General features: G+C 69.7%; 11 protein-coding genes and 1 pseudogene. 2 read left to right on the top strand and 10 right to left on the bottom strand.

The annotated features are described in order from the left end of the window. Positions 1-9 precede the first annotated feature (9 nt). Positions 10-579: a DUF1453 domain-containing protein gene (locus AB0I49_RS02975; RefSeq protein WP_363225030.1), complete on the bottom strand. Its 570-nt coding sequence runs from the start codon at positions 577-579 to the stop codon at positions 10-12. A 2,757-nt stretch (positions 580-3,336) separates the two neighbouring features. On the opposite strand from AB0I49_RS02975, the gene AB0I49_RS02970 reads away from it, so the two are divergent. Then, positions 3,337-4,131, top strand: a complete 795-nt coding sequence (locus AB0I49_RS02970) for an IS5 family transposase (RefSeq protein WP_363225029.1) — start codon at positions 3,337-3,339, stop codon at positions 4,129-4,131. Here AB0I49_RS02970 and AB0I49_RS02965 read toward each other — a convergent pair. From AB0I49_RS02965 to AB0I49_RS02940, 6 genes are all read right to left on the bottom strand, one after another. Continuing rightward, positions 4,079-4,615 (bottom strand): hypothetical protein, encoded by a 537-nt coding sequence (locus tag AB0I49_RS02965; RefSeq protein ID WP_363225428.1) that lies wholly within the window; start codon positions 4,613-4,615, stop codon positions 4,079-4,081. The two genes, AB0I49_RS02970 and AB0I49_RS02965, sit on opposite strands and share 53 nt — an antisense overlap. Before the next feature lie 373 nt (positions 4,616-4,988). Continuing rightward, a complete protein-coding gene (locus AB0I49_RS02960; RefSeq protein ID WP_363225028.1) occupies positions 4,989-6,011 on the bottom strand; it encodes an AraC family transcriptional regulator in 1,023 nt (340 codons plus the stop codon). A gap of 43 nt (positions 6,012-6,054) precedes the next feature. Then, positions 6,055-6,963 carry an NAD(P)H-binding protein gene (locus tag AB0I49_RS02955; protein WP_363225027.1) on the bottom strand — a complete coding sequence of 303 codons (909 nt, stop codon included), beginning with the start codon at positions 6,961-6,963 and terminating at the stop codon, positions 6,055-6,057. Between the two features lie 313 nt (positions 6,964-7,276). After that, positions 7,277-9,271 (bottom strand): hypothetical protein, encoded by a 1,995-nt coding sequence (locus AB0I49_RS02950; protein WP_363225026.1) that lies wholly within the window; start codon positions 9,269-9,271, stop codon positions 7,277-7,279. Between the two features lie 227 nt (positions 9,272-9,498). Continuing rightward, complete coding sequence (locus tag AB0I49_RS02945; protein ID WP_363225025.1) at positions 9,499-10,197, bottom strand: ABC transporter ATP-binding protein; 699 nt, start codon at positions 10,195-10,197, stop codon at positions 9,499-9,501. Between the two features lie 145 nt (positions 10,198-10,342). Then, the gene (locus tag AB0I49_RS02940; protein WP_363225024.1) at positions 10,343-10,696 is read right to left on the bottom strand and encodes a hypothetical protein; all 354 of its coding nucleotides are present in this window, start codon (positions 10,694-10,696) and stop codon (positions 10,343-10,345) included. Between the two features lie 488 nt (positions 10,697-11,184). Between AB0I49_RS02940 and AB0I49_RS02935 the strand changes: the two are divergent. Then, positions 11,185-11,547 (top strand): annotated as a pseudogene (locus tag AB0I49_RS02935) (aldehyde dehydrogenase family protein); the annotation flags it as partial. On the opposite strand, the gene AB0I49_RS02930 reads toward AB0I49_RS02935, so the two are convergent. The 3 genes from AB0I49_RS02930 to AB0I49_RS02920 are packed head-to-tail and all read right to left on the bottom strand — an operon-like array spanning position 11,519 to position 14,271. Beyond that, entirely contained in the window at positions 11,519-11,704 is a 186-nt protein-coding gene (locus AB0I49_RS02930) for a hypothetical protein (RefSeq protein WP_363225022.1), read from the bottom strand. The pseudogene AB0I49_RS02935 and the gene AB0I49_RS02930 sit on opposite strands and share 29 nt — an antisense overlap. 22 nt (positions 11,705-11,726) lie before the next feature. Then, a complete protein-coding gene (locus AB0I49_RS02925; RefSeq protein ID WP_363225021.1) occupies positions 11,727-13,580 on the bottom strand; it encodes a HAMP domain-containing sensor histidine kinase in 1,854 nt (617 codons plus the stop codon). Beyond that, the gene (locus AB0I49_RS02920; protein ID WP_363225427.1) at positions 13,573-14,271 is read right to left on the bottom strand and encodes a response regulator transcription factor; all 699 of its coding nucleotides are present in this window, start codon (positions 14,269-14,271) and stop codon (positions 13,573-13,575) included. Before AB0I49_RS02920 ends, AB0I49_RS02925 begins: the two co-directional genes overlap by 8 nt. Positions 14,272-14,318 lie beyond the last annotated feature (47 nt).

Here is a 14,318-nt window from a genome sequence, read left to right as displayed (position 1 = left end):
CTCCCGACCTCAGCGGTGACGGCGGTCTTGGCGGGAGTCGGCATCCCGAAGCGCGTCAAGCATAGAGGGGCGCTCGGCACGGGGACGGCCGGAGGCCGAGGCGCCGGCGAAACGCTCCTGGAGGCTGTCGATGAGGGCGGACGAGGTATGCGGCTGCCCGTCCTTGCCGGCGGTCCAGACGACACGGCTGTCGGTACGCACGGCCCGCCCCAGCACCATGAGCCCCTCGGCGAGCATGCCTATGCCGATGGTCAGCAGCAGGCTGTCACTGGTGACCCCCGACATATGCGGGTCGACGGCGCCCAGCAGAAGATTCGCCCCGATCTTCGCCACGATGTTCAGCACCCACAGAGCCACGGTCACCCAGGTATAGCGCATGAACACCAGCCCGTCCCGATTGGACAGCCGAATACTCACGCCGCGCAGCACCCCGAGAAGAACACTGAGCCCGCCGGTGGCCACCAGAAACACGACAGCGCCCGCGTCAAGATGCCCTCCCGAAAGATTGGACACCCCGACCAGCGAAAGCACCGCCGGAAGAATCAACATCCGCTTGGCTTCCGCAGGCTCCCCGATCATCCGGCGAACCATCACGTAACACACAGCGGCAATAATCAGAACTACCTCAACGGGCCCACTCACAGCATTTCCTCCCAGCACGATCAATCTCCGTCAGCGACCCCTCAAAACTAGATTTCATCCCCTCCAATCACATGCGGCAGCCGCCGTAAGTCCGGGTGGAGAAATCTCTCCACCCGGGGTGAGGGAGGGGGGTGGCCTGGGCTCGGTTCGCTGGGTGTGGGTGGGTTCGGGGCGGGGGTTAGGGAGGCTCGCTGCGCTTTGCGGCTGGCCGCTGCCGCGAGGTGGTTGTGGTGGGGGCTTCTAGTGCGGGGGCGGGGATGGCGCGGGCCTGTGATGCAAGGGATCAGCGGCGGTGGGGCGGGGGCCGGGTGGCCATGTGCTGCCGGTGTGGGGGTTGGGGTCAGGGACGGCTGCCGCGTGGGGCGGCATTGGGGGTGGGTCGGGTGCGGCTCTCGTCTCGGACCCTGCGGGTCCAAGGCGCTGGCAGCGGCAGGGAAGGGGGGCGGCCGGGGCCGGTTCACTGCCTGCGGGTGGGTTCGCGGCTGAGGCTAGAGAGGCTCGCTACGCATAGCGGCTGGCCGCTGCCGCGAGGTGGTTGCGGTGGTGTCGTCGAGCGCGGGGGCGGGAGTGGCGCGGGCCTGTGATTCAAGGGATCAGCGGCGGTGGGGTTCGGGTCGGTTCGCTATGTGCTGCCCGGTGCGGAGTTGGGGCACCAGCGTGGCTGCCGCGTGGGGCGGCATTGCGCTCGGTCGAGTGCGGGCATCGTCTCGGACCCTGCGGGTCCAGAGCGCCGGCAGCGGCAGGGGAGGGGGTGGCCTGGGGACGGTTCGCTGCCTGCGGGTGGATTTGTGGCCGGGGTCAGGGAGGCTCGCTGCGCATAGCGCTGGCCGCTGCCGCGAAGTGGTTGCGGTGGTGTCGTCGAGCGCGGGGGCGGGAGCGGCGCGGGCCTGTGATCTACGGGACCAGCGGCTGTGGCGCGGGAGTTGGTTGGCTACCTGACGGCCGGTGTGGGGTTGGGGTCACGGATGGCTGCCGCGTGGGGCGGCATTGCGCCCGGTCGAGTGCGGACATCGTCTCGGACCCTGCGGGTCCAGAGCGCCAGCAGCGGCAGGGGAGGGGGGTGGCCTGGGGCCGGTTCTCTGCCTGCGGCGGGGGTCGTGGCTGGGGTTAGAGAGGCTCGCTGCGCATAGCGGCTGGCCGCTGCCGCGAAGTGGTCGTGGTGGGAGCTTCGAGTGCGGGCGGGGTGGGGCTCGGGCCTGTGATCCAACGGCAGGCGGCAGCGGGCGGCGGTGCTGCACTCGGGAGTACTGGCCGGGGAGGGTTCCCGCCCGTAGAAGAGCTGCCCGAGGCCGGGGGAACGCCGCTCTGACAGCCAGCGCGCCCCGTATGCCCGATACGCCAGGCCCGCCGTTCAACAGAGTGCGCCTACCGCCCGGTTCCGGGGCCGGTATGGCGCTTTTGCCGGGCGGCAACTCCACCCTACCTATGAGTAACAGCCCGCCAGCGGCAGAGCGAAGCGAGCCTTCTCTCACCCCGCCGCTGGCCGCTGCCGCGAAGTGGTTGTAGTGAGTTGGTGGGGTGCGGGGGCGGGGGTGGCTGCGGTGCCGTGATCCAAGAGCGGCGGGGAGGGGGCCTGGGGGCCGTTCGGTGTCCGTCGCCGGGCCCGAGGCCGGGCTGCAAGAAGCTGCGCCGCGTTCCGCAGGGGTACTCGCAGGTAGGGTGGAGTTACCGCCCGACAAAAGTGCTTTACCGGACACCGAAGTGGGCGGTAACCCTACCCCGTTGCCCCGTCAACTTCACAGGCTGGGCATATCGGTCACGCTGACCGCCAGGTGAGGGTTTCCCCACCTCAAGGCCCCGTCCGGAGGGTGGAAAGTACCCCCGGGCCCCAGCCCTGCCCCACGCGCAGCGCACCGCGCCCCGCTGCCCTGCTTGTGATCACGGGCCCGAGCCCACCCCCAGCCCGCACTCGAAGTCCCCACCGCAACTGCTTCGCGGCAGCGGCCAGCGCTATGCGCAGCGAGCCTCCCTGACCCCAGCGGCGAACGCACCCGCAGGCAGCGAACCGAGCCCGGCCGCCCCCTTCCCTGCCGCTGCTGGCGCTCTGGACCCGCAGGGTCCGAGACGATGCCCGCACTCGCCCGAGCGCCATGCCGTCCCACGCGGCAGCCGCCCGTGACCTCAACCCACACCGGGCAGCACATAGCGAACCGACCCGAACCCCACCGCCGCTGATCCCGTGGATCACAGACCCGTGCCACCCCCGCCCCTGCACTCCGCCAACTCACCGCGGCCGCTTCGCGGCAGCGGCCAGCGCTATGCGCAGCGAGCCTCTCTCACCTCAGCCCCGACCCCCGCCGCAGGCAGTGAACCGAGCCCGGCCGCCCCCTTCCCTGCCGCTGCTGGCGCTCTGGACCCGCAGGGTCCGAGACGATGCCCGCACCCAACCGAGCGCAATGCCGCCCCACGCGGCAGCCGTCCCTGAGAAGCCGTATTCATATCGTTCATCGAGCTTGCGGATCGAACGGGGGTCTGGTTCGTGTTATTTGTGGGAGGTCGGTGCATGAGGACAGGGTCTCTTGGTAGTTCGGGGGTGTTGAAGCCTGCCGATCTGCCCAGGAGACCCTGTTGCCGCAGTTCTATGCGCTTGTGCCTGCATCGTTCAACTCGGCTGCCCGATCGTGTGATTGTCTCGCGCACGTGTACGGGAACGCGGCTGACCGTCCGGGTCGGGTGCGTCGGTATCCCTCGGACATGACGGACGCGGAGTGGGCGGTGGTGCGCCCGTTGCTGCCGGTACCGGCCTGGATGGAGGGCAGGGGCGGGCAGCCGGAGGGCTATTGTCACCGCTCGATGCTGGACGCGATCCGTTACCTGGTCGCGGGCGGGATTTCCTGGCGGGCGATGCCCGCGGACTTTCCCGCCTGGGGCCGGGTCTATGCCTTCTTCCGCCGGTGGCGGGAGCACGGGCTGGTCGCGGAGTTCCATGACCGGCTGCGCGGGAAGGTCCGTGAGCGCGAGGGCCGGGAGACGGAGCCTTCGGCGGGGATCATCGATGCGCAGTCGGTGCGGGCCGCCGCCTCAGTGCCCTCAGCCTCCAGCGGGTATGACGGCGGGAAGAAAGTGCCGGGCCGAAAGAGGCACATGGTGACCGACACGCTCGGTCTGCTGCTGGTCATCGCGGTGACGGCCGCGAACATGGGCGACCGGGACGCGGCCGTGCCCCTGCTGCGGCGGCTGCGGTCGCTGCACCGGGACATCACCCTGGTCTGGGCCGACGGCGGCTACACCGGCGTCCTCGTCGGCTGGTGCCGCCACAAACTCGCCCTCACCCTTCAGGCCGTCAAGCGCACCGACGCCATGGAAGGGTTCGTGGTGCTGCCCCGCCGTTGGGTGGTGGAGCGCACGTTCGCGTGGCTGATGCATTCGCGCCGTCTGGCCCGCGACTACGAAACCCTGACCGGCACCAGCGAGGCGATGGTCCAGTGGTCGGTGATCACGCGGATGAGCCGTCGCCTGGCCCGGCCACGCGCCCACGGCCGGCACTGAACCTCCCCGACGCCTCCTGGACGAGCCACCCGCGCTCCGCCAGCCGCCTTGCCTTCGCCCGCACGCCCTCCACCTTCGCCGGCGTCGGTTCCAGCCCCAGCACCACCGCGATCTCCCTGGCCCGCACCGCCTCCTGGCCCAGCCGGTCCGCCAGCATGCCCAGGATCCGCTGATAGTCCGGCGCGAGAGCCGTCACGGGCAGTCCCTCCCGCCAGGACGGCACCGCCGCTCCGGGCAACGGCACGGAAGCCGGCACCGAATCCGCATCCGTTTCCGCATCCGTATCCGCCTCCAGCTCGGTCACGGCGGTGGTCTCGGCAGCGGACACGGCCAGGGCCTCGACGAGTTCCTCCCGCGCGATCACCCGGCGGTCCAGCTCGATCTCGGCCGCCTCCAGCACCGCGGCCGCCCGGGCCGCCGCCTCCCGCAGATCCTCTACCCGCACGCGGGCAGCCACTTCCCGCGCCTCCAGCAACCCCAGCATCGACGCCACCGCACACCCCTCACCGATCAAACGGAACAGAACGCCGAAACTCTCCCTCACCCCGACCGAAACCACGCCTGACCAGCCAAAACCAAACGACCACGTCCGGTTGAGATACAGCTTCTGACCCCAACCCCCGCACCGGGCAGCACATAGCGAACTAACCCCCGCTCCACCGCCGCTGATCCCGTGAATCACAGGCCCGAGGCCACCCGCATCCGCACCCGAAGCCCCCATCACGACCACTTCGCGGCAGCGGCCAGCGCTATGCGTAGCGAGCCTCTCTGACCCCAGCCACAAACCCACCCGCACCCAGCGAACCGAGCCCGGCCTGAACACCGCAGAAGCCGAAACAACCCACAACAAACCCCGATCACCCACCAAGAACCACGGTCTCGCCCTCTCCCGAGTCCGCTACGGGCTCACCCCCAGAACCCTCCCCGCCCCCCTTCCGAAAGCGCTGCGGGCTCACCCCTCGAATCCGCTTGAAGGCCGCACTGAGCGCGAAGGCACCGCTGTAGCCGACCCGCCGGGCCGCCGTCTCCACCGTCGTATCCGGCTCGCGCAGCAAATCCGCGGCAAGGGAAACACGCCAGCCGGCGAGATAAGCCATAGGCGGCTCGCCGACCACCTGACGGAATCGCCGCGCCAGTCCGGCACGCGACACGCCGACCGACCCCGCGAGCGAGGCGACTGTCCAAGCAGCCGCGGGCTGTTCATGCAGCAGCCGCAGCGCCGGCCCCACCACGGGGTCGGCCTGCGCACCACACCACCCCGGCGCCCCTGCCCCCGGCGCGGCGAGCCAGGCGCGGAGCACATCGACGAGCAGGAGGTCCAGCAGCCGGTCGAGCACCACCCCCTGCCCGACTTCGTCCTTGCCGATCTCGTCGGCGAGCATCCGCACCAGCGGATTGTCCCCGGCGCCGGCCCCGGCCCCAGCCCCAGCCGGCCGTACGAGCAGCACCGGCAGGGCCGCCAGCAACCGCCGCCCGATTTCGCCGGGCGCCTGATACGTCCCACTGAGCATCACCGCCGCCCCCGCCCGCCCCGCCTCTCCCCAGGTACGCACGCCGAGAGCCGTGCTCTCCGTGATGTCCTTGCCATCCGCCACGGTGCTGCACCGCTGATCAGGCCCGACGAGGATCTGTACGGGCGTCCCCGCCCGATCGGAAATCGTGTACGCGTCGGGCCCTCGAAGCAGCGCGACATCGCCGGGGCGCAGCAGGTACGGCCGGGCGTGATCCGGGGCCACCCACGCGTCGCCGTGCACCATGGTCACCAAGGAGACCGGAGCACGGTCCTCGATCCGCACGGACCACGGCGGATTGAGAACCGTCTTCATCATGAACGCGCCACGGGCTTTGGGGCCGTCGAGCAGGCCGGCCATTGTGTCCACGAAGTCACCCTAGACAGGAAACCCACACAGTAAGCAGCGAATCTCAGGAGCAGGCCGAGGCCGAGGCCGACTCCGCGGTCGAGGTCGAGGTCGAGGTCCAGGCCCAGGCCCCGGCAGCCGCCGCCTCGCGCGCGTAATCGGAGAAGTCGCGGGGCGGGCGGCCCAGAACCTCCTCGACGCCGTGCGCGAGATGAGCGTTACGGCCGTCGGTAATCAGACGGAACAGGTCGGCGAACTCGACCGGCGCCCCGTTCTCCTTCAGCGCCGCGCGGTACTCGTCGAGCGCCAAGGGAACGTAATCGATCCGCCGTCCACTGGCCTTCGACAGTTCGGCGGCCACATCACGGAAACTCAGCAGCCGCGGCCCGGACAACTCATACGTCCTGCCGATGTGCCGCCCGGTATCGGTGAGCGCGGCCACCACGACGTCGGCGATGTCATCGGCGTCCACAAACGGTTCGACGGCTTCCCCGGCCGGCAGCGCGAGTTCGCCGGCGAGCACCTGTTCCAGAAAGAAGCCGTCGTCGAAGTTCTGGTTGAACCACCCGGCTCGTACGACCGTCCAGTCCGCCCCGGATTCCTTCAGCTTCTCCTCACTCGCCCGAGCCCCTTCCTCACCCCGCCCGGAAAGCAGGACCAACCGACGCGCCCCCCGCTCCACCGCGAACCGCGAGAACTCCCCGACGACCTCGGCCGCCCCTGGGAAGCCGAGATCCGGAAAGTACGTCACGTAGACGCTCCGCACCCCGTCAAGCGCGCCGTTCCAAGAGGACTTGTCCTCCCACACAAAGGGCCGCTCCGCCTTCCGGCTGCCGACCCGCACACCCCGCCCCCGGGCGACAAGCCGCTCCGCGACCCGCCGCCCGGTCTTGCCGGTACCGCCGATGACGAGTGTCTTCTCCGCGTTCTGAGTCATGACCACAGTCAATTCCGCTCCGCGGAGCTGGAACATGGCTGTAAAGCTCAATCCCATACGCACGCGTCTACACGTGTGTCCCTGCGGACCTCTACGCGCTCGTCCAGAACGCCGCCGAGGGCCGGGCGTAGCGTCCAGGAACTTGCTCGGCACCTGTCAACCTGCGTGCACCCATCCACGCCGCGACGGCGCCGGCGGCGCGGGCCCGTGATCGGGAACCGTCCGGCGCCGACGCTGTCCTGATGACCTTCCGTGGCCAGGCAGCGAGCTTTGAGCCCCGTACCTCACTGTCATGCATTGGTGCTCCGCCAGGTACCCTCTGTGTACTGCTGATAGGCGGGCGACTTCCCTATTCGCCGTGAGGCTGCCACTGGATTGACTGGCGAATTGCCGCGCGGGACCCCCACCACCACGTGAGAATGGCTAGAATACCCAGAGCTGCCGCGGTGCCGGTGAGCATGCCGCTGGACAGTTCAATTCCATCAGCTGGCTTCTCCTGTGGTACTGCCAGCCATACTGCGGCGATGACGCTGGTGACGATCGCTGCCATCAATGGGGCGAGCAACCCCCAGGCCGCTGTCGAGTAGTAGATCTTCCGTTTCCCGGTGAGCACACTCAGCGGTGCAACCATACGGCTGAACCGGAGAAACTCGGCGAGATTGGCGAGTGCGACAGCCACAGCGAGGATCAGTACACCCGGAACGCCGAGGAAGATCACCCATCTGCCGTGAGCTGCGGAGAGGTTGGCGCCGACGAGCCAGCTTGCCCCGGGCGGGTCGACGCTGGCTGTAGCAGCCGGCAACTCGTTCCGAAGCAATTGCTTGATTTGGTCTACGGGCAAGCTCTTGCCGTCAGCGGAAAGCAGAAGGAAAGTGCCCTCCTTGCCGGCCGTCTTGTCCGAGAGCACCGCACCCTGCCGTACGTCGAAGCGGCCTGCGACGGGGCTGGTCCAGCGAACGGCTTCTGCTATCCGCTTGTCTGCGCCGTTCGACGTCGCTCTGGTGGTGCCCGAGGCACAAGGCAGTTTGACCGCCTGCAAGGCGTGACACGGGCCTTGCAGCAGGACTGGATCGTTGGAGCGCGGGTCTCTCGGTTGCTGCAAGGAAAGCGTTACGGCGATCGGGGGAAGGCGGTCGAGCACGGTCGACACCTGATTCCGAGTCAACCGGTCCGGACGCGTATCCAATATCAGCACGGTGGTGCCGACTCGATTCGCCGTGGCCTGGGCGGCCCGGGCGGTCTCGCCGAACTGCAGTGAGGTCAGCTGTAATTGGCTCACTACCACCATGGCTATCCCTACACCCGCGACCAGGCGAGCTGTGACGCCTGGGTGCGCCGCAGCGTGCCGGCCTGCAACGAGTGTTCCGACACTGCCTGTGCGCCTTGTCGACTGTGCGAGTCGCCCCCCAATGGCGGCTGTGGCGACGGCTACGGCGCACGGCAGCGTTACCAGCACTGCGACCACACCTGTGTTGTAGAGCTTCATCCTGAGGTCGGAATGCTGAGCGGGATCCAGTTGAGCCGGGCCCCAAACGGTCGCGAATACCAGCAATGGGGAGGCAAGGGCCGCCCAGCGGATGGCTTTACTGCTGCGGGCAGCCAGTCGGGTGGATCTCGTCTTCCGCCCTCTGCCTGTGCGGTGCAGCAGGCATACGAGCAACAGGAGGGCAACGGCTGCCGTGACTCCGGCGAGCACCAGCGCCCACCACCAGCGTTGCAGGTCCGCCGAGGAAATCCAGTAGTCGATCCAAGGAAGTCGGACATTCCCGGTGAACGCCACCAGGAGACCAGGGAGCGTTCCTAGAACTGCACCAGCGCATGCCGGAATTGCCGATTCGCCGATGTTCAGCCATGCTCGGGCGCCCCAGCCGCCGCCGAGAGCACTGACCAAGGCCGTGCGTTTGTCCCTGCCGGTCGACCCCATCCGCACGGCAACCAGGGATAGTACGCCGGCCGGTAGCAAGATCAGATATAGCGCGGGAAGGAGGCGTCCGCGGTCCTTGATGAACAGCAGATCACCGGAGGGAGCCGACTTCGGTCCGCCGAAGCCGACAACCGGCAGCGCCGACTTCTTGTTCAGTTGCCCGTCGCGAGGGTTGACGTAGGCGTAGCGCTCCCCTGGACTGGCCAGCCCCTCATCGCGGATCGAGCCGACCACTCGGCCGAAACGGTCCGCCGCCCCCTCGGCCTTGAGAGTGCGTAACAACGCAGGCGATAGCACAGCCTCGCCCGGAGCGGGCCAACGGTCGATCCCCGGAGGCAACGGCGCCTTGTTCGACAGCGGACGGAGGTAGACGACGCTGTGCTGAAGGTCGTCTACTACGTCGAAGCCATTGATGGCCAAGGCAACCGGTTTACGGCCGGGGAATGCCTCCTGGTACTGAAGGCCCCGGGCCTCCGACCGCGAGTGGATGCCGTCGTAGGCAGCGTAGACCGCTGCAACGGATGAAAGGCCCAGAGCCAGGGCCGCTGCCGCCAAAAGTAACGCCACCGTGCGAATTTGACCGCCGCCGACTCGCCGAGCCGACGCCCGGCCCATTCGCCAAAGCTGTCGCCGAAGGCTGGCTCTGCTCATGCCTGAGCCCCCACGCCGCGCTGCACGAGTGTGGCGCCCACGAGCTCCCAGCACTGATCTGCCCGATCAGCGACCATCGCGTCATGTGTGACGACTACCAGCGCGCACCCCCAGCGCTTCGGTACAGAGAAGAGCAGTCCCGTAACGCTGTCCCGGGTAACCGAGTCGAGCGCCCCAGTCGGCTCGTCGGCCAGGAGCACGGTCGGCTCATTGACCAGCGCTCGTGCGACGGCTGCGCGCTGGCGTTCGCCGCCGGAAAGGCGCCCGGTCGGTACCCCCTGATACGGCACTCCAAGTTCCTCCAGCAAAGCTTCGGAGCGTGCGTAAGCTTGCTGTGCGTCGGTCCCGGCAAGCAGTGCCGCCAATGCGACGTTCTCTACAGGGGTCAGCTCCGGCAGTAGTTCCCCGAACTGGAAAACCACTCCGATGTGACTGCTCCGATGCCGCTCCAGCCGCCGTTGCCTCATTCGGGACAGATTGGCGCCGGCCACTTCCACCGACCCGGCGGACGGGCGAATGAGCCCCAAAGCGCAACTGAGCAGGGTGCTCTTGCCGCTACCGCTCGGCCCCACTACAGCCACGGACTCGCCGGCAGAAACCTGAAGGTTCACACCCTCCAACAGCACCCGGTCAGCGACCTCATATCCGAGGCCATGAATCGCCAACGCCGGTCTGTCCCCTGACATCTTGCTCATCCCCTGGCCCACCGCACCTTCCCCGCTTGTTCATCCGGCCCGAAACGTGAGTGGAGGGGCGGCAGCTGCGCCACCGCCCCTCCACCGTTCTGATTCTCAGTTGAATCAATCCGGCGGCAGGGATTTCAAGCCGCCAGATGACGCTCTACTGCCGGTAGGCCCAGCTGCCGCACTTGTCATCGTTGTCCGGAACCCAGTTGCAGGACCGGAGCTGGGTGACGGTGCTTCCCACGCCGCTGTACTGGGTCGTACCCGGGCCGCTCGCGTTCCACAGGTGATACGTGTCGCCGCCGCCGGCGGCGCGCTTGTAGTCCGCGTGGGACCTGCCGTTGGCCTTCTGGTTCTGAGCGACCTTGGTGTTGGTCCCGTACGAGTAGGTGTAGGCCTTGTTGCCGGGAGAGTAGGCGCCCATATCTGACGCGAACGCCGGCGAAGCCCCCAGCAGCGCCGCTCCCGCGATAACGAATCCGGCGGCTCTCTTGGCCACTGTCCGCTTCATCTTCATCCCCTCCTTGCCTCTTACGAGGCACTCTGGATGCTCAGCCTGCGAGGTGCACACCAAGCCTGAAGGCGCGACGACGTCCCTACTGCGGGACTGAGGTCGGGCACGGACGTCAGGACGCTTCACCTGTTCCGATGTGCCGTTACCTTCTGACTACATGTTTCACAGAAGCAACAAAAGTTCACAAGATCTTCGACTGGAGGGGCTGAATGTGATCGCAAGCCGACATAACGCCTCACCTTGGTGTTGCCCTCGCCCGACCTCGGTAAGCGGAGCGATCGCTGAGCGGACGAAGATCATGCAGCGCAGCGGGAGACGGGGCGGAGCGGAACCGGAACGCCCAAGTGTGACGCGTCTGCACAAGTGGGCGTTTCGAGGGTGAACGCGTATATGTAAGCGCGTCAGGTTGGCTTGTTCCGGCTTGATGACGGAGTGCGTGACCCGAAGATGCGGGTGCTCCGGCCGTAGCGACCGACGACAGCGAGTTCGGGCTCTCCGCGTCCGTCTTCACCGACGATCTGCGGTCCGTGGCGGTGGCCGCGGAGCAGGTGGACGTGGGCGTGCTCCACATCAACTCCGAGACGGCAGGGGCCGATCCGCACGTTCCGTTCGGCGGTGCGAAGCGGAGCGCGTACGGCCCCAAGGAACAGGATCGCGCGGCACGCGAGTTCTTCACCCGGACCAGGACGGTCTACGTACGGCCCTCGGCCGGACGGGGTCAGGGACGACGCCGGACCGAGGAGCGCTGTCCGGGCTGCTCGTCGCCGACTTCGGGCGGGTACTGGCCGCCCCGTACGCCATGGACAACCACGGCCTCGGCTACGACCGTGCGCACGGCCTACCGCTGACGCGGTCCTCTCCGGCGATCGGCGACGCGAGGGTGTGCCGGACGACGAGCCCGCGTCCGGCGCCCCGGCGGCTCTCCCCGTCGGCGTGGGCGCGGACGTGTGCGGCGGGGGCGAGCAGCGCCCCGGAACGGGCTCCGGCGGGGCGCGCGTCGGTCATGGGGGCCTTCTGGGGGCACCGGCTAGGGCCGCCCGCCTCGCGCACCGCTTCCGACGGTCTCCCCGTCCTCGCCCAGGGGCTCCTGCGGCAGCCGCAACGTGAAGACGGACCCCCGGCCCACGGTGCTGCGGACGTCCACCGTGCCGCCGTGCGCTTCCGCGAGTTTGCGAACGATGGGGAGGCCGAGGCCGCTGCCTCCGGTGCGGCGGGAGCGGGACTTCTCCGCGCGCCAGAAGCGGTCGAAGACGTGCGGCAGGTCGTCGGCGGGGATGCCCGTGCCGGAGTCGGCGACCTCGATGACGGTGTCCCCGGCGGGGCCGGGGCGGCAGGTGACGCGTACGGAACCGCCCGGCGGGGTGTGCCGTACCGCGTTGGACACCAGGTTGCCGACGGCCTGGCGCAGCCGGACCGGGTCGGCGGTGAGGCGGTGATCGGGCGGCACGTCCGTGGTGACGGTGACGCCCGCGGCCTCCGCGCGCGCCCGGTGGGCGGCGGCGACCTGGCCGAGGAGTTCGGCCGTCCCGACCGGTTCGGGGTGCACGCGCAGTTCCCCGGCGTCGGCGGCGGCCAGGTCCTGGAGGTCGTCGATGACGTGCTGGAGCAGGACGGCCTCCTCGTGCAGGGAGGCGATGAATTCGTCGTCGGGCGCGGCCACCCCGTCCTGCGCGGCCTCCAGCCAGCCGCGGATGTTGGACAGCGGGGTGCGCAGTTCGTGGGCGACGTCCCCGACCATCGCGCGGCGCTGTTCGGCGAGGCGGGCGCGTTGCTCGGACATCTCGTCGAAGGCGGCGGCGAGCCGCCCGATCTCGTCGTCGCCGCGTATCCGCACTGCGGCCCGCGCGTCGTCGTCCCCGTCGCGCATCCGCTGAACGGCGCCGGTGAGCGCGCGCAGGGGCCGTACCAGCCGGGTCGCGGCGAGCACGGAGGCGCCGACGGTGAGCGCGAGGACGAGGGCGGCGACGCCCGCGATCCGCGCGGTGTTGCCCGGAGAGAGGGTGAAGCCCTGCGCGGCGGTTCCCTCCGACCGGGGCGAGGCGAGGATGAGCCGGGCGGGCGGGGCGACGTACGCCCGTAGCTGCTGCTGCCGGGCCTTGGTCAGGCAGGCCGGGACGCGCGCCTCCAGGTCGGCGCCCGCCGCGCGCGGCAGGCGCGGCACGCGCCAGGTGAAGTCCGGGTTGACGTGCACGCTCGTGCCGGGCCCGGTGCCCAGGCAGTCGGCGAGCAGGTGGTCGAGGGTCTTGAGGGCCTTGGCCTCGGTCGGCGTCGGGGCGTTCAGCGGCTCGGGCAGGCAGTCGCGGGTGCGGCTGTCCGCCGGGTCCCCGATGGTGCGGACGACGGCCCGGCCGCTCGGTGTGAGGGCCACGGCGGCGTCGACGCCGCGGTCGTTCAGGCACTTGGCGCGGCGTTCGGCCAGCGCCTTGAGCGGGGGCCGTTCGGCGGCCGGGAGCCGGAAGGGGCCGACGGCGCGCGGGTCGATGGGGGTGTCGCCGGTGCCGGCCAGCGGATCGACGAGCGCCGAGGCCCGGCGCGGCAGCTCCCCGGCCGACGGGGCGCTGTCCGCGATCGGCGCGCCGTCCTCGGCGGTGAGGGCGATCCGTCGGTCGGTGCGGCGCGCGAGGTCGCGCAGGGTCCCGGCGACGCCGTGCCAGGAGGTGTGCGTGGCCGCGTACCCGGTCAGGGAGTCGAGGATCTTGGTGTCGTCGGCGAGGAGCCGGCCCTGCTGCTGCTTGATCGCGCCGGACGTCGTCTGCACGGCGAGCCAGGCGGTGGCGGCGACGGAGCAGAGCGCGACGAGCGCGGAGACGAACAGCAGGCGGCCGAGGAGCGACCGGCGCAGTGGCAGCCGGTCGCGCCGCGTGCCCTGGCGGCTACCCACGGACGGCGCCCGCGGTGAGTTTGTAGCCGACGCCGTAGACGGTGAGCAGCCGGGCGGGCGCGCGCGGGTCGGCCTCGATCTTCTTGCGCAGGTTCAGGATGTGGACGTCGACGGTGCGCGCCGATATGAAGCGGTCGAAGCCGTGCAGTTCCGCCAGGAGCAGCTGGCGGCTGAAGACCCGGCCGGGCTGCGCGGCGAGCGCGGCGAGGATGCGGAACTCGCCCGGTGTGCAGACGACTTCGGCGCCGTCGACGGTGACCAGGTGGCGGTCCGGGTCCACGGTGAGGGCGCCGACACGCAGCACCGGGTCGGGCGCGGGGGCGCGGCCGGGGGCGGTGCGCGCGGCGCGGCGCAGCAGGGTACGGACCCGGGCGACGAGTTCGCGCGGGCTGTAGGGCTTGGTGAGGTAGTCGTCGGCGCCCAGGTCGAGGCCGAGCAGCAGGTCGTCCTCGGTGGAGCGCGCGGTGAGCATCAGGACGGGCAGTTCGTGTCCTTCGGCGCGCAGGGAGCGTACGACGTCGAGGCCGTCGAGGCGCGGCATCATCACGTCGAGCACGAGCAGGTCGGGCGCGGCCCGGTGGAGGTGGTCGAGCGCCTCGCGCCCGTCGCGTACGACGACCACGGTGTGGCCCTCGCGCTCCAGGTAGCGGCGGGCCAGCTCGGCCTGTTTCTCGTCGTCCTCGGCGACCATCACGTACGCGTTCACGAGGCCCGAGCCTAGGACGCCCGCGCGGGGGC

This window comes from Streptomyces sp. NPDC050617 (assembly GCF_040654795.1).
Taxonomy (GTDB): domain Bacteria; phylum Actinomycetota; class Actinomycetes; order Streptomycetales; family Streptomycetaceae; genus Streptomyces.
This window is presented reverse-complemented; position numbering and strand designations above follow the sequence as displayed.

Coding starts and splice junctions, on each gene's coding strand:
- AB0I49_RS02965 (WP_363225428.1), bottom strand. CDS start 4,615: ATGCTGGGGTTGCTGGAGGCGCGGGAAGTGGCTGCCCGCGTGCGGGTA.
- AB0I49_RS02920 (WP_363225427.1), bottom strand. CDS start 14,271: ATGGTCGCCGAGGACGACGAGAAACAGGCCGAGCTGGCCCGCCGCTAC.
- AB0I49_RS02940 (WP_363225024.1), bottom strand. CDS start 10,696: ATGAAGCGGACAGTGGCCAAGAGAGCCGCCGGATTCGTTATCGCGGGA.
- AB0I49_RS02945 (WP_363225025.1), bottom strand. CDS start 10,197: ATGAGCAAGATGTCAGGGGACAGACCGGCGTTGGCGATTCATGGCCTC.
- AB0I49_RS02930 (WP_363225022.1), bottom strand. CDS start 11,704: ATGACCGACGCGCGCCCCGCCGGAGCCCGTTCCGGGGCGCTGCTCGCC.
- AB0I49_RS02975 (WP_363225030.1), bottom strand. CDS start 579: ATGATCGGGGAGCCTGCGGAAGCCAAGCGGATGTTGATTCTTCCGGCG.
- AB0I49_RS02955 (WP_363225027.1), bottom strand. CDS start 6,963: ATGTTCCAGCTCCGCGGAGCGGAATTGACTGTGGTCATGACTCAGAAC.
- AB0I49_RS02970 (WP_363225029.1), top strand. CDS start 3,337: ATGACGGACGCGGAGTGGGCGGTGGTGCGCCCGTTGCTGCCGGTACCG.